General features: G+C 66.5%; 17 protein-coding genes. 7 read left to right on the plus strand and 10 right to left on the minus strand.

The genetic code is table 11. The features are described from left to right. Nucleotides 1-75: 75 nt before the first annotated feature. From CXQ91_RS14625 to CXQ91_RS14650, 6 genes are read left to right on the plus strand one after another with little or no spacing between them, the layout of a single operon-like run. Nucleotides 76-1632, plus strand: coding sequence for an ABC transporter substrate-binding protein (locus CXQ91_RS14625; protein WP_104174637.1), 1557 nt, complete (start codon nucleotides 76-78; stop codon nucleotides 1630-1632). A 28-nt stretch (nucleotides 1633-1660) separates the two neighbouring features. Then, nucleotides 1661-2590, plus strand: coding sequence for an ABC transporter permease (locus tag CXQ91_RS14630; protein ID WP_028272355.1), 930 nt, complete (start codon nucleotides 1661-1663; stop codon nucleotides 2588-2590). 8 nt (nucleotides 2591-2598) lie between these two features. After that, nucleotides 2599-3597, plus strand: coding sequence for an ABC transporter permease (locus CXQ91_RS14635; protein WP_104174638.1), 999 nt, complete (start codon nucleotides 2599-2601; stop codon nucleotides 3595-3597). Beyond that, entirely contained in the window at nucleotides 3594-4748 is a 1155-nt protein-coding gene (locus CXQ91_RS14640) for an ABC transporter ATP-binding protein (protein ID WP_219816531.1), read from the plus strand. Before CXQ91_RS14635 ends, CXQ91_RS14640 begins: the two co-directional genes overlap by 4 nt. Continuing rightward, entirely contained in the window at nucleotides 4741-5814 is a 1074-nt protein-coding gene (locus CXQ91_RS14645) for an ABC transporter ATP-binding protein (RefSeq protein WP_104174639.1), read from the plus strand. Before CXQ91_RS14640 ends, CXQ91_RS14645 begins: the two co-directional genes overlap by 8 nt. 10 nt (nucleotides 5815-5824) lie before the next feature. Continuing rightward, nucleotides 5825-6550, plus strand: a complete 726-nt coding sequence (locus CXQ91_RS14650) for a sulfite exporter TauE/SafE family protein (protein ID WP_104174640.1) — start codon at nucleotides 5825-5827, stop codon at nucleotides 6548-6550. Here CXQ91_RS14650 and CXQ91_RS14655 read toward each other — a convergent pair. Next, nucleotides 6543-7574, minus strand: a complete 1032-nt coding sequence (locus CXQ91_RS14655; RefSeq protein ID WP_104174641.1) for a 2-hydroxyacid dehydrogenase — start codon at nucleotides 7572-7574, stop codon at nucleotides 6543-6545. The genes CXQ91_RS14650 and CXQ91_RS14655 overlap by 8 nt on opposite strands. Continuing rightward, complete coding sequence (locus CXQ91_RS14660; protein ID WP_104174642.1) at nucleotides 7568-8869, minus strand: glucarate dehydratase family protein; 1302 nt, start codon at nucleotides 8867-8869, stop codon at nucleotides 7568-7570. The genes CXQ91_RS14655 and CXQ91_RS14660 overlap by 7 nt, the downstream gene beginning before the upstream one ends. Before the next feature lie 122 nt (nucleotides 8870-8991). On the opposite strand from CXQ91_RS14660, the gene CXQ91_RS14665 reads away from it, so the two are divergent. After that, a complete protein-coding gene (locus tag CXQ91_RS14665; protein WP_104174643.1) occupies nucleotides 8992-9903 on the plus strand; it encodes a LysR family transcriptional regulator in 912 nt (303 codons plus the stop codon). A gap of 11 nt (nucleotides 9904-9914) precedes the next feature. Here the strand turns inward: CXQ91_RS14665 and CXQ91_RS14670 are convergent, their stop codons facing one another. From CXQ91_RS14670 to CXQ91_RS14705, 8 genes are all read right to left on the minus strand, one after another. Continuing rightward, nucleotides 9915-10610: a FadR/GntR family transcriptional regulator gene (locus CXQ91_RS14670; protein WP_104174644.1), complete on the minus strand. Its 696-nt coding sequence runs from the start codon at nucleotides 10608-10610 to the stop codon at nucleotides 9915-9917. A 10-nt stretch (nucleotides 10611-10620) separates the two neighbouring features. Further along, nucleotides 10621-11748, minus strand: coding sequence for a mandelate racemase/muconate lactonizing enzyme family protein (locus CXQ91_RS14675; RefSeq protein ID WP_104174645.1), 1128 nt, complete (start codon nucleotides 11746-11748; stop codon nucleotides 10621-10623). 86 nt (nucleotides 11749-11834) lie between these two features. Then, nucleotides 11835-13784, minus strand: a complete 1950-nt coding sequence (locus CXQ91_RS14680; RefSeq protein ID WP_104174646.1) for an HNH endonuclease signature motif containing protein — start codon at nucleotides 13782-13784, stop codon at nucleotides 11835-11837. A 45-nt stretch (nucleotides 13785-13829) separates the two neighbouring features. Beyond that, nucleotides 13830-14750, minus strand: coding sequence for an AEC family transporter (locus tag CXQ91_RS14685; RefSeq protein ID WP_104174647.1), 921 nt, complete (start codon nucleotides 14748-14750; stop codon nucleotides 13830-13832). 157 nt (nucleotides 14751-14907) lie between these two features. Further along, nucleotides 14908-16236, minus strand: a complete 1329-nt coding sequence (locus CXQ91_RS14690; protein WP_104174648.1) for an enolase C-terminal domain-like protein — start codon at nucleotides 16234-16236, stop codon at nucleotides 14908-14910. Beyond that, the gene (locus CXQ91_RS14695; RefSeq protein WP_104174649.1) at nucleotides 16233-17849 is read right to left on the minus strand and encodes an aldehyde dehydrogenase (NADP(+)); all 1617 of its coding nucleotides are present in this window, start codon (nucleotides 17847-17849) and stop codon (nucleotides 16233-16235) included. Before CXQ91_RS14695 ends, CXQ91_RS14690 begins: the two co-directional genes overlap by 4 nt. 41 nt (nucleotides 17850-17890) lie before the next feature. Further along, nucleotides 17891-18805 (minus strand): 5-dehydro-4-deoxyglucarate dehydratase, encoded by a 915-nt coding sequence (gene kdgD / locus CXQ91_RS14700; RefSeq protein ID WP_104174650.1) that lies wholly within the window; start codon nucleotides 18803-18805, stop codon nucleotides 17891-17893. Nucleotides 18806-18938: 133 nt separating this feature from the next. Beyond that, complete coding sequence (locus CXQ91_RS14705) at nucleotides 18939-19823, minus strand: LysR family transcriptional regulator (protein ID WP_104174651.1); 885 nt, start codon at nucleotides 19821-19823, stop codon at nucleotides 18939-18941. Between the last annotated feature and the right edge of the window lie 13 nt (nucleotides 19824-19836).

A 19836-nucleotide genomic window follows, 5' to 3' on the forward strand; every position in this document is an offset into this window, starting at 1 on the left:
CACCTGATCTTGTTGCCCGGTTCCACTGGTGCAAGAGGACCCCCCTGCCGCAAACACCCAATTCGGAGGAATCCAATGACGTCTTCTTCAAAACCCCCATTTCCCGCCTTGCTCAAATGGCCGGCCCTGGCATCCGTCGCGATGCTTGGTCTTAGCGGCTGCTCAGTGGCCAATTCCGACGCCGGCGCCGCCTCCTCGAATACGGTGCGCGTGGTGCTCGGCCAGGAACCGCCCACCCTGGAAGCCTGTGAGTCGAACCTGACCTCCACCGGTGTTGTGGTCCGTTCGAACGTCACCGAGCCGCTGATTGAACGCAACCCGCAGAGCGGGGAACTCGAGCCCAAGCTCGCCACCGAATGGAAAGCCACCACGGATACCGAGTGGACCCTCAAGCTGCGCGAAGGCGTGACCTTCCAGGACGGCACGCCGTTCAATGCCGAAGCCGCCGCCTTCACCATCGAAAGAGCGGTCAACTCCAAGCTCGGCTGCAACGTGGAGGGCTACGTCTTCGGCGACGCGGACCTCGCCGTAAAGGCCGTGGATGCCACCACCCTGACCGTCACCACCCCCGAACCCGATCCCATCCTGCCGCTGCGCCTGTCATTCCTCGAGGTGGTTCCGACGTCCACGAGTGCCACGGAGAAGGTCCGTGAGCCGATCGGCACGGGTCCGTACAAGATTGAGAAGTGGGACGCCGGCCAGAAGATCACGCTGTCCAGCTGGGACGGTTACTGGGGCGACAAGCCCGCCTACGCCAAGGCCGAGTACCAGTGGCGTTCCGAGAGCTCGGTGCGCGCTGCCATGATCACCAGCGGCGAAGCTGACGTTGCCATGGGGCTGAGCCCGGACGACAACATCGGAGGCCTTGGCGTCGACTACCCCAACAACGAGACGGTGGCCCTGCGGCTCGACGCGAACGAGGCCCCGCTCAATGACATCCGCGTACGCCAGGCAATCAATTACGCGCTCGACAAAGAGGGAATCGTCAACTCGCTCTACCAGGGCAAGCACCAGGTGGCCGCCCAGCTGGTTCCCGAAGGCATCGTGGGGCACAACGCGGAACTGAAGGGCTGGCCGTTCGACCTGGACAAGGCGAAGTCCCTCGTAGCCGAGGCAAAGGCCGCCGGCGTTGATACATCCGCGCAGATCTCACTCGTGGTCCGCAGCGCACAGTTTCCCAAGATCACTGAACTGGCCCAGGTCCTCCAGGAACAGCTGAGCCAGGCCGGCCTGAACGTGAAGCTGAAGATGCTGGAAACCAGCCAGCACCTGACGTACCAGGTCCGCCCGTTCGCGGACGACGAAGGCGCAGTTGCCCTGATGACCCAGCACGGCAACCAGGCCGGTGATGCGGCCTTCACGGTTGACCAGTACATGCTGTCCACCGGAGCGCAGAGCTACTTCGGCACGCCTGAGTTCGACGCCATGATCAAGAAGGCGGACGCGGCCTCCGGCGAAGAGCGGAAGAAGGACTTCGAGGAGATCTTCGCCTACCAGAACGACAAGGTTGTCCAGTTTGCCCACATCTCGCACCAGACCGGCATCATCGGCAAGGCCAAGTCCGTGAATTACACGCCCAATTCGTCCAGTGGCGACGAGCTGCGTGTTTCGGAAATGACCCCGGCAAACTAGCGCGGACCTCCGGGAAAGAAGGACAGCCATGCTGATCTACTTGAGAAAGCGGATTGTCTCCAGCGCTTTGCCGCTGGTGGTGGTGATCGTTGGGGTGTTCGCCCTGGCCAGGATGACGGGAAACCCCGCCAGCCTGTACCTGCCGCTGAATGCCACCCAACAGATGCGCGACGACTTCACCGCGCGGAACGGACTGGACCAGCCGCTGCTGGTGCAGATGGCCGACTATTTCGGCGGAGTGCTCCGGCTCGATTTCGGGCAGTCGCTGCGCACGGGGCAGGATGCCGCGGCCATGGCGCTGCGTGCCTTCCCGGCCACCCTGCAGCTGGCCGCCACCACCATGGTGCTGGCCGTGCTGCTGGCCCTGGTGGTCGGTTGCTGGGCTGCGCTGAAGCCGAACGGCATTGCGGACCGCATCTCAAGTTTCGTCTCGATGGCTGCCGCTTCGATCCCGGATTTCTGGCTGGCAATCGTGGGCATCTGGGTCTTCGCCATTACCCTGGGCTGGCTCCCGACATCAGGTGTGTCAGGAGCCGGCGCCTGGGTGCTGCCGATCGCCACGTTGCTCCTGCGGCCGTTCGGCGTGCTGGTCCAGATCGTCCGCGGCTCCATGGTCTCCGCCCTCTCGGAGCCCTACATCAAACTGGCCCGCAGCCGCGGAGCAGGCGAACTCCGGGTGGTCACCCACCACGCGCTCCGCAATGCGGCCGCCCCTGCGCTGACAGTGGCCGGCGACCTGACCGTGGGCCTCGTCAACGGCGCCGTGGTGGTGGAAACCATCTTCGGCTGGCCAGGGATCGGAAAGCTCATGATCGACTCGATCCTGCAGCGGGACTTCGCCGTCCTGCAGGCAGCCGTCCTGCTCACCGCCGTCGCGATCTTTGCCCTGAACATCCTCATCGACATGGGGTACGCGCTGCTGGACGCGCGGGTCCGTCCCGTCACGGTTAAGGCTTAGGAGTAGCCATGAAGAGTTCACTGACTGAGGGTGTGGCGCCGGATCAGCTGCCGGTGGCCCACGAACACCAGAACGAAAAGAATGACGGAAAACAGGACGGAAGGCTGAGCCTCTTCCGTCTCCTGCTCAAGGACCGCTTTGCTACCGTCTCGGCGCTGATCCTGGTGTTCGTCGGCCTGACTGCCCTTGTCGGCCCTGCGCTGATGGGCGATTTGGCCACCAAACAGAACCTGCTGTTCGCCAACAAAGCACCATTCACGCTGGCGCACGGCTGGGAATACTTCCTGGGGAGTGATTCGCTGGGCCGCAGCATGCTGGCCCGACTGGTCGTGGCGAGCCGGACCACCCTGTCCGTCGCCTTGCCCGCGGTGGCCGTGGCCCTGTTCGTTGGCTCCCTGTGGGGCGTGTGGGCAGGTTATCACCGGGGCTGGCGGGAGAACGTGTCCATGCGCATCGCCGACGTGATCATGAGTTTCCCGTCCCTGCTGCTCGCCGTCGTCGTGCTTTATGTGTTTAGCCCCAGCGCAGCAAACATCGTGCTGATCCTGGCCCTTACCCGCATCCCTATCTACCTGCGCACCGCACGCGCCGAGTCGGCGGAGCTCCAGAGCCGGACATTTGTTGACGCGGCGCGCACGTTCGGCGCCAAGCCCAATGCGATCATCGTCCGGCACGTCATCCCGGTGGTGCTGCCGACGCTCCTGACGCTGGCCACGCTCGAGTTCTGCTACGTGATGCTCGCCGAGTCGTCACTGAGCTTCCTGGGCATCGGCATCCAGCCTCCGGACGTCAGCTGGGGCCTGATGGTCTCCCAGGGCCGGCAGTACCTGCAGACCGCGTGGTGGCTGTCGATCTTCCCCGGCGTTGCCATCGTGGTCACCACCATCGCCGCCAACGTCCTCGCCGCCTGGCTGCGGATCGCCACCGATCCCGCCCAGCGCTGGCGCCTCGCACTTCCCCGCAAGCGGCTGATCGCCCGCATCCCAGCCAAGGAGGCAAAGCCGTGAAAACAGCTACCGACCAAGCGCCCGCCAAACGCTCGCGTGCCGCAGCAACAGCCGCAGCCGCAGGCACAGGCGCAGCAACAGGGCAAGCGAAGGCACACGACGTTGTCCTGCAGGTCCGCGACCTCGCGGTGGACATCCGCACACACCGCGGCACAGTTCGCGCCGTCAACAGCGTGGCTTTCGAGGCCCGCGCCGGAGAGACACTGGCGCTGCTCGGGGAATCAGGCTGCGGAAAATCCATGACGGCCAAGGCACTTGCCGGGATCATGGATCCCGTCTGCGACCTGGCTGACGGTGAGATCCTCCTCAACGGCACAGACCTCGCCGCACTCACCGCCAAGGAACGGCTCAAATTTGCCGGGCCCGAGCTGGGCATCGTCTTCCAGGACGCCCTGACTGCGCTGAACCCCGTCTATACCGTGGGCACGCAACTGGGTGAGGCCTTCCGTATCCACCGCGGCCTCAACGCCAAGCAAGCACGGGTTGAGGCGATTGACCTGATGAAGCGCGTCGGAATCCCCGAGCCGGAATCCAGGATCAATTCCTACCCCCATCAGTTCTCCGGCGGCATGCGCCAGCGCATCCTCATCGCCATGGCCGTGGCCCTCAACCCGCGCCTGCTGATCGCCGATGAACCCACCACCGCCCTGGACGTCACAGTCCAGGCGCAGATCATGCAACTTCTGCGGAAGCTCCGGGAGGAGGGCCAGATGGCCGTCATCCTCATTACCCACGACCTTGCGGTGGTGGCTGAGGAAGCCGACTCCGTGGCCGTGATGTACGCCGGCAACGTGGTGGAGAGCGGACCGGTCTCCGAGGTTTTCGCCGACCCGCGCCACCCCTATACCAAAGGGCTGCTGGAATCGGTGCCCGTGCACCTGGAGCGCGGCGCCCGGCTGAAGTCAATTGCCGGCAGTCCGCCGGAGCTCCACGACATTCCCGCCGGCTGCGTCTACCAATCCCGCTGTCCGCTGGTGCAGGACATCTGCCGGGCCGAGCGGCCCGTGCTCCGTCCGGTCACCTCTGTTACCGGCACCCCGGTCACGGGCGCCCCGGTCACAGGCACACCCGTGAACGTCCCTTCCGGCACGGAGCCGCGGCCCGCGCGCACCGCCGCCTGCCACTTCAGCGAGGAGATCAACAATGTCTGAGCCGCTTCTGAAAATTGACGGCCTGACCAAGACGTTCCATGTGGCCAAGAGCGCCAGCGGCAACACCCGGCTCAAGGCCCTGGACGGAATCAGCCTGACAGTGGGCCGGGGAGAGACGCTCGGGTTGGTGGGCGAGTCCGGTTGCGGCAAGTCCACGCTGGCGCGGACCCTGATGATGCTGGAAACACCGGATGAGGGGACCGTGAGCTTTGAGGGAACCAACCCCTTCGGGCTTCGCGGCAAGGAACTGCTGGGCTGGCGGCGGCGCGTGCAGATGGTCTTCCAGGACCCCTTCGCCTCCCTGAACGCCCGGATGAACGCCGGCGACATCATCGCCGAGCCCTGGGCCACCCACCGTGGCCTCTACCCGACGTCCAGGGAACGCGAGGCCAGGGTCCGCGAGCTGCTCCACATGGTGGGGCTGCGCCCCTCCGATGCACGCAAGTCGCCGCAGGAATTCTCCGGCGGCCAGCGCCAGCGCATCGGCATCGCCCGTGCCCTGGCCCTGAACCCGGACGTCATGATTCTCGATGAGCCGGTCTCGGCCCTGGACCTTTCCGTCCAGGCGCAGGTCCTGAACCTGCTCAACGAGCTCCAGCAGGAACTCGGGGTGTCCTACATCTTCATCTCGCACGACCTGACCGTGGTCCGCCATGTGGCGGACAGGGTGGCCGTGATGTACCTCGGCCGGATCATCGAGACAGGTGCCACCGAGGAAGTCTTTGACCACCCCCGGCACCCCTACACTGCGGCCCTGATGTCGGCGTCCCCGAAGTTGGACGTCACCGGAACCAGGCGGGACAGGATTGTCCTCCAGGGCGAGCTGCCCTCTCCGCTGGATCCGCCGTCGGGCTGCCGTTTCCGGACGCGGTGCTGGAAAGCCCAGGACATCTGCGCTGACCTGTCGCCGGAACCGCAGGTCCTGGCGGCCCCTGACGGCACGAAGCATGTTGCAGAGTGCCATTTTCCGCTCGATTCCATCAAGGGCCTGACCGGCGCCACTGCCGCGGCCATGTCCACGGCCACTGCCGCCGCCCAGTCCACTGCTACTGCCGCCGCCCAGTGACGAAACCTGAGTGACTGGTGCGGAGTATGCCGTCATCGCCGGGGTGATCTTCCTGGCCGCGTGCCTGCAGGCGTCCAGCGGCTTCGGCATGGGCATGCTCGCAGCGCCGGTGATCGCGATGGTGGATACGGCGCTGCTTCCGGCCACGCTGATCCTCCTCGCCTTCCTGGTCACCGTGATGGTGACCGTGCGGGAGCGTCAAAGCCTGGATCTGCGGGGCACGGGCTGGGCCCTGATGGGCCGGATTCCCGGGAGTTTCCTTGGTGCGTGGCTGGTGACGGCACTGTCCAGGGAAGGCCTCGCCTGGGTAGTGGTGGCCGTGGTGCTGACCGGCCTGGTGCTGGCGGGCCGCGGCTGGGCGCCTCGCCCCGTCCGCGCCAACCTGATCGCTGCCGGCGCGGCCTCCGGCATCATGGGTACCGCCACGTCCATCGGCGGCCCGCCTATGGCCCTGGTCTGGCAGGGACACCATGGTCCCAAGCTGCGCGGCACCATGAGCGCCTTCTTTATGGTGGGATCGTCGATTTCGATGGTGATGCTGTGGATGACCGGCGCGGTCACCTCCGAGATGCTTTCCCTGGCGCTGTGGATGGTTCCTGCGGCCGTTGCCGGCTACGCGGCATCCCGGTTCGTTAATCGCTTCCTCAACGCCGCACGCCTGAAGGCGCTGGCCTTGGGGGCGTCGGCGCTGGGAAGCGCCATGCTGATCGTGCAGTTGGTCCTGGCGGCTACGTAGCCTTAGCGGGCCGTGGCACCAGGTTCACGAGCTCCCCGCCGCGCGCCAGCAGCCCGATGTTGGTGGCAATGTCCGCCGCCCGGCGTTCAAAGGTGATGCGTGCATGACCGGAATGGTGCGGGGTCAGAACAGTGTTCTGCACGGACGCGAAGGGCAGTTCCGCGGGCGGAACCACACCATCCGCAGGCGACCCCCACCAGACGTCGAGGCCTGCTCCGGCGATGCGCCGTTCCTTCAGGGCTGCGTACAGCGCGGCCTGGTCAACCACGGGTCCGCGTGCCACGTTAATAAGGAACGCCGAGGGTTTCATGGACGCCAGTTCCGCGGCCCCGATCATCCCTTCTGTGTCGGAATCCAGCGGCACGGTCACCACTACGACGTCGGACGCGGCCAGGAGCCCGTGGAGCTCGTGGTTTCCGCCCACCCAGTCGAGGCGGACTCCCTGCGGCAGAACGGCCGAAGGATTGCGCCGCACAGCGAGAACCTTCATGCCCAGCATTCCGGCGACGCGGGCGACTTCAGCGCCGATGGAACCCAGGCCCACCAGCCCCAGCGTCAGGTCGGCGAGGATGGGATGGAACGGCACGTCGTCGGCCGTTGCGATGGTCCGCCACCGCCCCTGGCGGATGTCCCGGTCGGCGGCAGCAACATTGCGGGAAAGCATCATGGTGACCATCAGGACGTGCTCTGCGATGGGCCGTGCGTGGTGGAAGGTGTTGGCCACCCGAGCTGACGGCACCAGGTGCGGGAAGGAAATCTTGTCGTAGCCTGCACCCGTGACGTGGACCAGCCGCACGCGGCCGGCAGCCTCCGCTTCCGCGGGGCCGAGGGAGGAGCAAACCACGACGTCGGCGCCCGCCAGGGAGCTAAGCCGGCGTTCGGGAGTCCAAGCCGCAGCCATGTCCCACTGGTGAGTGCCGCCGTCGGCCCTTAGCTTTTCCTCAAAGCGGCTGATGATGGGGTCCGTAACCACGATCTTCAGTGATTCCAGGCGGTCCGGATTCTGCTCCCCGGGGTTTACCACCGGGGGCTCTGAAGTTCGTAGGAGGGGTGGAGCCGCTGCATATAGCCGGTGTCATCCCGGCTTCTGAGTCCGCAGTCCAGGTACTGGCGGTGCAGGCGTTCCAGGGCGTCACGGTCCACCTCGACCCCCAGGCCCGGGCCGGTGGGGACCTTGACGGCACCGTCCGTGAACGTGAACACGCCGCCGGCAATGACGTCCTCCGACGGGTCCTTCCACGGCCAGTGCGTGTCGCACGCGTAATCGAGGTTGGGGGTGGCTGCCGCCAAATGGACCATGGCGGCGAGGCTGATGCCCAGGTGGGAGTTCGAGTGCATTGACAGCCCCAGGCCGAACGTCTCAGTGATGCCGGCCAGGAACTGGGTGCGGCGGAGGCCGCCCCAGAAGTGGTGGTCCGAGAGGATGACATCCACTGCGCCGGCAGCCACGGCAGGCGCCACGTCCGCGAAGCTGACCACGCACATGTTCGTGGCCAGCGGCATGCCCACCTCCCGGCGCACGGCCGCCATGCCCTCAATGCCGGGCGTGGGGTCCTCAAGGTACTCCAGAACGCCGTGCAATTCCTTGCCCACGCGGATGGATGTCTCCACCGTCCAGGCGCCGTTGGGATCGATGCGGAGGGGCAGATCGGGGAACTCGGCACGGAGGGCCTGGATGGCAGCGATCTCTTCTTCCGGCGCGAAGACGCCGGCCTTCAGTTTGAGCGCGCTGAAACCGTAGCGGTCCACCATGGTCCGGGCCTGCATTACGATCCCGGCAGGATCCAGGGCTGCGCCCCAGGCGTCGTCTTCCTGGCCGGGGTGGCCCGCCCACTTGTAGAACAGGTACCCGCTGAACTGCACAGAATCGCGGACGGCGCCGCCGAGGAGGTCGCTGACCGGCCGGCCGAGGAGCTTGCCTTGGATATCCAGGGCGGCGACGTCGAATGCTGACAGCACGCGGTCGATTGTGCTCGAACCGGTGACCATGCCGCTCATGCCGTGGCCGCCCTGGATGTTGTCCTGCTCCAGTGCCTGGGCGATGCGGCTGCGCAGCCCGTTGATGTTGAAAACGTCCGTCCCGGGGAGGGTCGCAGCTGCGAGCTGGAGCCGGGCAACGTGGCCGGCATCGCCGTAGGTTTCACCGAACCCTGATACCCCGGCGTCCGTCCGGACCTCCACGATGGCACGCAGCGCGAACGGTTCGTGGACGCCCACGGTGTTCAGGAGCGGCGGGTCCCTGAAGGCCACGGGCGTAATGGAGACGCCCGTAATCCTGGCCTGGTTGACGTGCTGGGCGGGATCGTATGCCTGGTCCACTGCGCTGGGCTCCTTGGGTTGTCTCGGGGGTTGATTTACCTGCTCCGTTCACCGACCATAGGGGGAGCCATCGATCCAAGTCCAAGCTAATTTGTGCACTCAACAATTCAGTAAAGGTATGAATGTTTTCCCTACCCCAGTTAGAAGCGTTCGTGGCCGTCGCTGAAGAGCTCCACTTTGGCGCCGCGGCTGAACGGCTCAACATGACGCAGCCGCCGCTGAGCCGCCAGATCCAGATGCTCGAAAAGAAGCTGGGAACCCAGCTCTTCGGCCGCACCAGCAGGAAAGTGGAGCTGACCGCCGCAGGTGCCACGCTGCTTCCGCGGGCGCGGCAGATCCTGGATATGTGTATCAAGACGGACCTGGACGTCCGTCGGGTGTCCTCGGGCGAGGCAGGCGCGATCACTGTGGGGTACACGGCCATAGCGGGGCAGAGTGCACTGCCGGTGATGCTGCGTCGTGCCGCGGAGGGGATGCCAGGGGTGTCCTTTGTGCTCCGGGAACTGGTCTCAACGGACCAGATGGACGGGCTGGTGAAGGGCAGTGTGGATATCGGCCTGCTACGGCCCATCGTCGCCCGGCCGGGCGTAGTGTCCCGGCCGCTCATGCAGGACCGCCTGGTGGTGGCGCTGCCTGAGGGGAGTTCACTGCTGGGCAACATGGCGGCGCCGAAGGGGGAGCCGCTGCCCCTTGGGTCCCTGGACAGGCTGCCGTTGCTGATGTATTCCACCAAAGAGGCCCGGTACTTCCATGACCTGGTGCTCCGGCTGTTTGCCAGCGCCGGCGCCCACGCCAACATCACCCAGTACGCCAGCCAGGTTCCGGCTCTCCTAGCCTTCGTCCAGGCCGGACTGGGTGTGACGCTTGTCCCCGCCTCCGCCATGGCTTTCGCCCCCGCCGGAGTGGAATTCCACGAGATCGACGGTCGGCACGGCATCCAGGAGCTGAACCGGGTGGACCTGGAGCTGGCGTGGAACGAAGAAACAGCCAACCCCGCTGTCCTGCGGCTTCTTAGGCTGATCGAGACGTTCTGACCGGCCCGGGCCTACTGACGTCCGGCCCGGAGGCGCCGCCTCGAGTTGGCCAGGTGGCTGCGCATGGCGGCCGACGACGACGGTTCGTCGCCTTCCGCGATGGCCGCATAGATGGATTCGTGCTCGTGGACCACTTGTTCGAAGTGGTCGCGGGCATAGTGTTCGACGCCGGTCATCAGCCGGGTGCGGGGCATGGCGATCATCGTCTGGCCCAGCGACGCGAGGCAGTCCGAGTAGAAGGGGTTTCCCGACGCCGCGGCGATTGCCTTGTGGAATTCGTAGTCGGACTTCATGGCGTGCGCCGGGTGGTCGCCGCTGGCTGTGAATTCCTCCAGGGCGTTCAGGAGGGCCTTCAGTTGCCGGTCCGTCCGGTTGCGGGCAGCAAGGGCGGCTGCTTCAGCCTCGACGCCGATGCGGAACTCGAGCAGGTGGAGCCGGTCCTCCATACTCGCCACCGGCCGGCCTCCCGGTGCCGGCGGATCACCGTGCGGGGGCGGGGTCAGCGCGAAGCTGCCCCGCCCGCGTTCGGTTTCGACGAGTCCTTCGGCCTGCAACCGGGTGAGGGCTGCCCTGACCACGGTGCGGCTGACGCCGAACTCGCCGATCAGCGTGTTTTCGCTGGGAAGCTTGTCGCCGGGCTGGATGACGCCGTCAACGATGCGCGTGCGAAGGTCGGCGGCGAGGTCCGCGGTCAGGTTCCGGCTCATGCGTTCAAGGTTACGCGCCGAACTCCACGGACTCGGTGGTCCAGGCGCGGGCCTGGTCGCTGAGGGTCACGCCGAGGCCCGGGCGGTCCGGAACCAGCATGCGGCCGTTCTTGGTTTCGAGGCGCTCGTTAAACAGCGGGTCCAGCCAGTCGAAGTGCTCCACCCACGGTTCGCGGGGGTAGGCGGCGGCGAGATGAAGGTGGATCTCCATGGCGAAGTGCGGTGCGAGTCCCAGTCCCCGCTCGTCCGCCAGTGCGGCCAGTCGCAGGAACTGGGTGATGCCGCCGACGCGGGGAGCATCGGGCTGGATGATGTCGCAGCCGTTGGCGTTGATCAGGCCCTTGTGCTCGGCCACGGAGGCCAGCATCTCGCCGGTGGCGATGGGGGTGTCCAGGACGTTGGCCAGGTGGGCGTGGCCCTCGAAGTCGTAGGCGTCCAGCGGCTCTTCGATCCAGATGAGGTTGAATTCCTCCAACTGCCGGCCCATCCGCAGGGCGGTGGCGCGGTCCCATTGCTGGTTGGCATCCACCATGAGCGGCACGTCCCAGCCGATGTGTTCGCGGATTCCGGCGACGCGGCGCAGGTCCTCTTTGCTGTCTGGGAGGCCGACCTTGATCTTGATGCCGCCGATTCCCTCCTCGATGGACTGGGTGGCGCGTGCCTTGACCTCGTCCAATGAGGCGTTGAGGAAACCGCCGGAGGTGTTGTAGGTCTGGACGGAGTCGCGGTAGGAGCCCAGGAGCTTGGCCAGCGGCAGGCCGGCGCGCTTGGCCTTGAGGTCATAGAGGGCGATGTCGATGGCGGCCAGTGCCTGGGTGGCTACGCCCGAGCGGCCCACGGAAGCGCCGGCCCAGAGGAGCTTGGTGTAGATCTTGCCGATGTCGTTGGGGTCCTCGCCGATGATGCCCTCGGCCACCTCCTTGGCATGCGCGTACTGGGCGGGTCCGCCTGCGCGCTTGGAGTAGCTGAAGCCGATGCCGCTGTGTCCCTGCTCGGTGGTGATTTCCGCGAAGAGGAAGGCCACCTCCGTCATGGGCTTCTGGCGGCCGGTGAACACCTTGGCATCGCTGATCGGCACGGCCAGGGGAAGTCTCGCAGTGGAAAGTTTTACGTGGCGGATGAGGTCTACGGTGCTCATGGGTGCTCCTTGAAAGCAGGATGTCCGGGCTACATTGCCCTCCTAGTTAGAATACAAGTTTGAAACTTGTATTACAAGTATGCCCCTCACGTTTGATGGTGATTGCGTCGCGGCTGTTGTCCCGGGTCGATGTGGGGTGGCGGGATGAACCACGGGATGCCGCTATTGACGTGGATGGTCCATTGCTCCTTGTGGATGAGGTGGTGGTGATGGGAGCAGAGCAGGGTGCCGTTGTCGGTGCTGGTGTTTCCGCCGTGTGACCAGTAGGTGATGTGGTGGGCTTCGCACCAGGGGGCGGGGATGGTGCAGGCGGGGAAGGCGCAGCCTTGGTCGCGGGCGGTGATGGCTTTGCGGATGTGGGGCGGGAAGATCCTGGTGGTGCGGCCGATGTCCAGGATGCGCCCCTGGCTGCCTAGCAGAACGGGGATGATGTCGGCGTCGCAGGCGATCTTCCGGATGGCGGAGGCTGGGACGGGGCCGGTGAAGGTGAACGAACCCGTGCCGGGGATGCCCGGAATGCCGGGTGATCCGGCGGGGCTGTCGCCGGAGCATATTCCGGCGCACGTGGCCGAGTGGCCGCTGTTTGTCGGTCCTGAGCCGGTGGCCGGGGCGGAGGTAGTGGGGCCGGAGTGGTGAGCCGTGGCGTCCTCGGGGCTAGCGTTGCCGGGACGGCCAGCGTCGCCGGTGCCGGTGCGGGTGCCGGTGGCCGCGGTCCGGGACCGGTAGCGGGGCCCTTGGGCGGTGGTGTGTTCGAGGCGGTCCAGGAGGTCGCGGTAGTCGATGGTGACCATGACCTGCGGGCGGAGTCCTCCCGCCGCCGGGAGGGTTCCGGTGGTCAGGGCTGCTTTGCAGGCGCCGACGAAGCCGTCCAGGAGCCGCTGCGGCCGGGTCCGCCGGTCCAGCTCCAGTTCCTGACACTGATCCGGATCTGGGTCCGGGACAGCTTCTCCGCCGGCGGCCGCGTCCGTGCCTTCGCTGGCGTCATGCCTGGCGACGCATCCATCAGTGCCGCCTGCCCGGGTGCGGGGGTTGGTGGCGGTGTTCATGACGGTCAGGAGGGGTTCGTACTGGTCCGGGGTGGCGAAGATTTCCAGGTGGTGGAGTCCGCGGCGGGCCGGGCGGAGGAAGACGCCCTGGCGGCGGCGGAGTTCTTCCTCGGAAGGTTCGGATCCGTCCTGGTCGATCGCGTCGGTCCAGCGGCGGGCGATCCGGGTGAGGAAGTCGGTGTCGTATTCGGCCGCGGTGCGGGTCAGGGCGTGTTCCATCCGGGCTGTGGTGTCCTCGGTGGCGTGGTGCCGGACCCGGTCCAGGGCCATTGTGATGATGGTCGCGGGGCGGGACGCGACGGTTCCGGTGGCGACGGCGGCGGCGAGTTCGGGCCGCTCCGGAGGCTCCGTGTGGCCCGTGAATCCCGTCCCGGGCAGCACCGCGGACGCGAGACTGATCCGGCGGCGGGCTTCGGGGGCGCTGATCCGCAGCCGTGCCCGGAGGAACTCGGTGGCGTTCCGGTATCCGTCATCAGCCGGGTCCGAATTGGCGGGGTTCGGCGCCGGGGGCGCCTCATGATCCGCTGCGGCCGCTTCTGCGCCCCATCCGGTGACCCAGCCGACGCCGGTGCTGGAGCCTGAGCCGGCTGCGGCTGAGCGCGCAGCCACTGCGGCTTCCCGACGGCTCCGGTCCACGGCCCCGGCCGCGACGATCTGCAGGTATTCCGCGGCCCGGGAGATTTCCTCGACCTTGTCGGCGAAGTCCGCGGCCTCGCGGAAGCTCAGCAGCGCCGCTTCGTCGACCGCCGTCGAACCGATACTTTTGAGCAGCTCAAGGCACCGCGCCAGCTCACCGGACCCGCCGCCGTCGGACGCTAAAGTATCCGGATACTGGAGTCCCGCGGGGACACTGCGCAGGCCTCGGCCGCGCGCCGCGGGAAGACTGGCAGCTGGCAGTTGCACAGCAGGCGGCTGAACAGCAGCAGCATCAGCGGGCAGCTCGGCCCACCGCAACGCTCCTCCTGCTGCAGAATCCCCCACGGCTTCCATGAACTAAGTCTGAAGTGGGGGTACGACAATAATGCCGGCCCGGAACTAGTGAACCAGCCAGGCCACAACGAGCAGCGCGCCGACACTCAGCAACGTGGTGCAGAGGATCACGTCGCGCGCCACGGTCATTCCGCGGCCGTATGGGGAGGCGAACAGGAACACATTCTGGGCCGTGGGCAGCGCAGCCATGATGACGCTCGCCAGGAGGTGCTGCCCTTCCAGCCCGAAGACGAAGCGGCCCAGGACCCACACAACGAGCGGCATTCCGGCAATCTTCAGGAACGTGGCCACGAGCGTCTCAGTGCGGCCGTCGCCCTTCTGCAGCGGGGCCCGGCCGGCGAGTGACAGCCCGAAGGCCAGCAGCACCATCGGAACGGCTCCGCCGGCCAGCATGTCGATGGGCTTCTGCAGCAGTTCGGGCGCGGTCCAGCCGGTCAGTGCCACGACGGCGCCCAGTCCGGAGGCGATGATCATCGGGTTGGCGAAGGGCTGAAGAAGGAGCTTCTTCCAGGAAATCCTGGAACCGGAGGCCACACCCAGCACCGTGAGGTAGAACGGCGCCATCACCAGGATCTGCACCAGGAGCACCGGGGCAACGTGCTGTGCCGTGCCCACCGCGTAGAGGGAGACCGGGATCCCGATGTTGTTCGCATTGGCATAGCTGCTCGCCATGGCACCCACCGCGGTTTCGGCGGCGGGACGGCGGAAGAACAGGAAGCTCGCCAGGCAATAAAGGAGCCCCACTATCGCTGCCGAGAGCAGCGCCAGCGGGGCGTCCGTTCCGAGTGCCGCCCGGATATCGCTGCCGGCAACCACCGTGAACAGCAGGGCCGGGTTGGTGACGTAATAGGCGGTGCGGGTCAGGGCGCCCTGGATTTCGGCCCCCAGGATCCGGAGCCGGGCAGCGAAATAGCCCACGGCAATGACGGCGGAGATGATCAGTATTCCGGAGACAACGCCGCCCAAGATGCGCCCTTCTATTTAGCTGTCTATGCAGGTGTTGCAAACAACGGTAGGCATCACCTGGGTGGGTTTCCGCACGGCCGTCTCCCCGTTGCGGAAGGAGGGCCGGCCGTGCGGAAGCTGGGTCTGGCGCCAAGCTGGGGCTTGCGCCTGCCAGGAGTTAGCGCACCAGGCAGGGGCGCTTGGGATCAAACGCCCAGCCGTCGATGTAGTACTGCATGCCGATGCTGTCGTCGCGGGCATCCAGGCCGTGCTCCAGGTACAGCTGGTGCGCCTTGGCCAGGGCATCGCGGTCCAGTTCGATGCCGAGCCCGGGAGCGGCCGGAACCTCGATGGCACCGTCCTTGATCTGCAGCGGCTCCTTGGTGAGCCCCTGCCCGTCCTGCCAGATCCAGTGCGTATCCAGCGCCGTGATCTCGCCCGGCGCGGCTGCCCCGGTGTGCGTGAACATGGCCAGCGAAATATCGAAGTGGTTGTTCGAGTGCGAGCCCCAGGTGAGCCCGAATTCATGGCACAGCTGCGCCACCCGGACGGAACCGTGCATGGTCCAGAAATGGGGGTCCGCCAGGGGAATGTCCACGGCGTTGCTGCGGATGGCGTGGGACATTTCGCGCCAGTCCGTGGCAATCATGTTGGTGGCCGTCTTGAGCCCGGTAGCGCGGCGGAATTCCGCCATGACTTCACGTCCCGAGAAACGTCCCTCGGCGCCGCAGGGGTCCTCGGCGTAGGCCACCACGCCCTGCATCCGCTTGCCGAGCCGGATGGCCTCCTCCAGGAGCCAGCCGCCGTTCGGGTCGAGGGTAACCCGGGCGTCGGGGAAGCGCTTGGCCAGTGCGGTGACCACATCCACTTCGTCGTCGCCGGACAGCACGCCGCCCTTGAGCTTGAAGTCACTGAACCCGTAACGCTCCTGCGCGGCTTCCGCCAACGCAACCACCGCTGCGGGTGTCATCGCCTCCTGCCGGCGCAGCCTCTCCCAGCGGTCCGCCGGGGCATCCTCCACGAGGTACGGCAGATCCGTCCGCCGGCGGTCACCGATGAAGAAGAGGTAACCGAGCATGGGGACAGAAGTGCGCTGCTGCCCGTCGCCGAGCAGTTCCGCGACGGGGACACCCAGGAACTGCCCGTGAAGGTCCAGCAAGGCCGATTCGACGGCGGTGACAGCGTGGACGGTGGTGCGGAGGTCGAAGGTCTGCAGCCCGCGGCCGCCGGCGTCGCGGTCGGCGAACTCCGCCGCGATCTCGCGCAGCAGGGAACGGTAGCGGGCCACTGGCTTGCCGGAGATGAAGGCTCCGGCCTCCTCTATCGTGGTGCGGATCTTCTCGCCGCCGGGGACTTCGCCGAGGCCGGAGCGCCCGTCCGAATCGGTAATGATCACCACGTTGCGGGTGAATAACGGTCCGTGCGCGCCGCTCAGGTTCATCAGCATGCTGTCGTACCCCGCCACGGGAACTACCTCAACCTTGGCGATCGTAGGCTGCGTGCTCATGCGTTGACCTCGTCCTTTGCGTCGGCGGCGGCTTCAACCGTTCCGTCGATCCGGCGGTTCAGGCGCCACGGATTGGCATCCTGCAGCGGTGCCGGAAGCAGTTCCTGGGGCAGGTTCTGGTACGCGACGGGCCGCAGGAAGCGGTTGATTGCCAGTGTTCCTACCGAGGTGGTCTTGGTGTCGGAGGTTGCGGGGAAGGGGCCGCCGTGGACCATGGCGTGGCCTACTTCGACGCCGGTGGGCCAGCCGTTGACGATGATCCGCCCCACCTTCTGCTCGAGGGCGGGGATCAGTTGGGCCGCCGTCGGGTAGTCCGCTTCGGTGAGCTGCAGAGAGGCGGTGAGCTGGCCTTCGAGCCGGTTGATGGCTTCTACCAGTTCCCCGGCGTTGGAGTAGCGGATCACCAGGCTGGCGGCGCCGAAGATTTCAGCGTGCAGCACGTGGTTGGAGACGAAGTCTCGGACCTGGGTTCCGAAGATCGTGGGAGCAGGCGCGTTTTTCGTTGCACCTTCGGTTCCGCGGCCGACGACGTCGACGCCGGTTGCGCTGCCCAACGCGGCGGCGCCGGTGTTCCAGGAGCCGGCGATGCCTTCGGTCAGCATGGTCTGGCCGGCACAGGCGGATACTGCGCGGCCGACGGCGGCAGCCAGTTTGTCGCCTGCCTCGCCGGCCGGGGCGAACAGCAGGCCGGGGGAGGTGCAGAGCTGTCCGGAGCTGCCGGTGACGGCGGTGACGTACTGCTGCGCGAGTGCGTCAATTTGTTCGGCGGAACCGTTCAGGGCGCCGGGGAAGACAAACACCGGGTTCAGTGAGGACATTTCCGCGTAGACCGGGATGGGCTCGGGGCGTGCCGCCGCCGTGCGCATCAGTGCGATCCCGGCGGCTTGGGAGCCGGTGAAGCCCACGGCCTTGATGGCCGGGTCCGCCACGAGGGCCTGGCCGATGCTGGCCCCGGGGCCGTAGATCAGGGAGAAGACGCCCGGGTGGAGCCCCGAGTCGCGGACGGCCTTGACGATGGCCTGGCCGACGAGCTCGCCCGTGCCGGGGTGGGCGTTATGGGCCTTGAAAACCACCGGGCAGCCGGCGGCGAGGGCGGAGGCGGTGTCTCCTCCCGCCGTCGAGAAGGCCAGTGGGAAGTTGCTGGCGCCGAAGACGGCCACCGGTCCCAGCGGGATCTGGCGCTGGCGGATGTCCGTCCGGGGGAGCGGCGTGCGCTCCGGCAGGGCGGGATCGATGCGGACGCCGCGGAAGTCGCCTTGGCGGACCACGGAGGCGAACAGGCGGAGCTGGCCGGTGGTGCGGGCACGTTCGCCCTGCAGCCTGGCCGCGGGCAGTCCGGTCTCCTGTCCCGCGCGGATGATCAGTTCGTCGCCGATGGCTTCGATGTTGTCCGCGATGGCATCGAGGAATGCGGCGTGCGTGTCCGGGTCCAGTGTGCTGAAAGACGCGTACGCCTCGGCGGCCGCGGCGGTGGCTGCCTTGAGCTGCTCTTCGGTGAGCAGGGTGTAGGCGGGTTCCAGCTGTTCGTTGCTGGCGGGGTTGAAGCCAAAGGCGGTCTTGCCTTCGCCTGCGACGGCCTGCCCTGCGATGAGGGAATGTCCGGTAAGTGTCACGGTGATTACTCCTAGGAGATGGTGGATCAGGAGAGGGTTGTTCAGGAGACGGTGGCGATGAGGGCTTTGAGGTCGGCCAGGTCCTGCGGTGCCAGGTTCTGCAGCGGCGGGCGGACTCCGCCGGCCGAGCGGCCGATGGCGTCCAGGCCGCCCTTGACGATGGACACGGAGTAACCCTTGACCCGGTCGCGGATATCCAGGTAAGGGATCACGAAGTCGTTAAGCTTCTTGTTGACAGCGACGCGGTCCTGGTTGCGCACGTCCTGGTAGAAGTCCAGGGCGAACTGCGGGACGAAGTTGTACATGGCGCTGGAGTAGGTGCTCATGCCCAGCTGCAGCAGCGGGAGGGCGAAGGTTTCCGCCGTGGGTAGGCCGCCGAGGTAGAACAGCCGGTCACCGAGCTTGGCGTAGACGCGGGCGTCATGTTCGAGGTCGCCCACGCCGTCCTTGAAGCCGATCAGGTTCTCGTGGCGGTCGGCCAGGGTGGCTACGGTGGTGTCCTTGTAGATCGCGTTGGCGCGGTTGTAGATGATGACGCCGAGCGAGGTGGAGCTGCAGACCGCGCTGACGTGGTCAATCAGCCCGCCCTGATCAGCTTCGGTCAGGTAGGGCGGCAGGAGCAGGATGCCGTCGGCGCCGGCAGCTTCGGCGGCCTGGGCGTTTTCAATGGCCTGGGCCGTCGAGCCGCCGGCCGAGGCCAGGACGGGAACAATGTTTCCCACTTCCTCGACGGCGGCGCGGACCACGCGGGCCGATTCGGCCGGCGTGAGGGAGAATCCCTCGCCGGTGCCGCCGGCGGCGAAGAGGCCTGCCACCGGGAAGCTGGCCTGCCAGGCCAGGTGCTTGCGGTAGTTCTCCTCGTCGAACTGGAGCTGCGAGTCGAACGAGGTCACCGGGAAGGAGAGCAGCCCGTCTTTGAGAACGCTGGCAAGTTCCTGGGGTGAATGTTTGGCCACGATGAGTCCTCCATGTCGGCGCCGCGTCGGTGCGGCAGTTGATGTCTTCTCCTTCAGCCTAGGGAGCCTTATGATGCATGTCTAAGTTCATTTTTGTATGCATTGATACCATCCGTGCATCACTCTCGTTGGGTCAGTTCTCCTGGAACTCGAGGGACCTCAGGGCCCGGCCGAGTGCAGGGTTGGTGCTGCTGCGGTTCCAGATGGCGTGGAGCTCCACGGGATCGTTGACGCTGCTTTGCAGCGGCAGGAATTCGACGCCGTGGACGCCCAGCAGGGTGGCCGAGTGCGGCACGAAGGCCACGCCCCGTTTGGCGGCGACCAGGGACACCATGGTCAGGATCTGGCTGACGGTGTGGACCACGTTTGCGTGCTGGATGGAGATCATCCGGACCACGAGGTCGTAGAAATACCGGGCTTGGGTCGATGAGTGCATGATGAGCGGCTCGTCCCGGAGGTCCTCTTCGGTGATGTCCCTGGTGAGGCCGGCCAGCGCGTGGCCGGACGGCACTGCCAGCACCATGGCTTCGCGGTACAGCAGGTGGGAATCGAAGACCTCATTGTCGAAGGGCGGCCGGGCAAGGCCGAGGTCGAGTTCACCGGACTGCAGCCCGTCGATCTGCTCACCGGTCACCAGTTCCTGCAGGTCGATGTCGACGTCGGGGAGCGTGGCTGCGATCTCCTCCAGCAGCGGGCCCAGGATGCTGAAGCCGCTGGCTGCCGTGAAACCGATCCGCAGCAGGCCCGACCGCCCCGAGGCGATCCGCCTGGCTGTTATGGGCGCCCGGTCCGCCAGCGCCATCAACCGGCGGGCTTCGTCCAAAAAGGCGCGGCCTGCGGCGGTGAGCTCCACCTTGCGGTTGTCGCGTTCCAGCAGTTCTGCCCCCACCGCCTTTTCCAGCTTCTGGATTTGGCGGCTCAGGGGCGGCTGGGTCATGTTGAGGCGTTCGGCAGCCCGGCCAAAGTGGAGTTCCTCCGCCACGGCAATGAATCCTGCAAGCTGGTCAAAGGTAAACATGATGCCTTCCGGG

This window comes from Arthrobacter sp. Y81 (assembly GCF_002929335.1).
Taxonomy (GTDB): domain Bacteria; phylum Actinomycetota; class Actinomycetes; order Actinomycetales; family Micrococcaceae; genus Arthrobacter.

Excerpts from the sequence above, each read along its gene's own strand:
- CXQ91_RS14665 (WP_104174643.1), top strand. The coding sequence starts at position 8,992 with ATGTTTTCCCTACCCCAGTTAGAAGCGTTCGTGGCCGTCGCTGAAGAG.
- CXQ91_RS14705 (WP_104174651.1), bottom strand. The coding sequence starts at position 19,823 with ATGTTTACCTTTGACCAGCTTGCAGGATTCATTGCCGTGGCGGAGGAA.
- CXQ91_RS14680 (WP_104174646.1), bottom strand. The coding sequence starts at position 13,784 with ATGGAAGCCGTGGGGGATTCTGCAGCAGGAGGAGCGTTGCGGTGGGCC.
- CXQ91_RS14630 (WP_028272355.1), top strand. The coding sequence starts at position 1,661 with ATGCTGATCTACTTGAGAAAGCGGATTGTCTCCAGCGCTTTGCCGCTG.
- CXQ91_RS14635 (WP_104174638.1), top strand. The coding sequence starts at position 2,599 with ATGAAGAGTTCACTGACTGAGGGTGTGGCGCCGGATCAGCTGCCGGTG.
- CXQ91_RS14690 (WP_104174648.1), bottom strand. The coding sequence starts at position 16,236 with ATGAGCACGCAGCCTACGATCGCCAAGGTTGAGGTAGTTCCCGTGGCG.
- CXQ91_RS14670 (WP_104174644.1), bottom strand. The coding sequence starts at position 10,610 with ATGAGCCGGAACCTGACCGCGGACCTCGCCGCCGACCTTCGCACGCGC.
- CXQ91_RS14625 (WP_104174637.1), top strand. The coding sequence starts at position 76 with ATGACGTCTTCTTCAAAACCCCCATTTCCCGCCTTGCTCAAATGGCCG.
- CXQ91_RS14645 (WP_104174639.1), top strand. The coding sequence starts at position 4,741 with ATGTCTGAGCCGCTTCTGAAAATTGACGGCCTGACCAAGACGTTCCAT.
- CXQ91_RS14675 (WP_104174645.1), bottom strand. The coding sequence starts at position 11,748 with ATGAGCACCGTAGACCTCATCCGCCACGTAAAACTTTCCACTGCGAGA.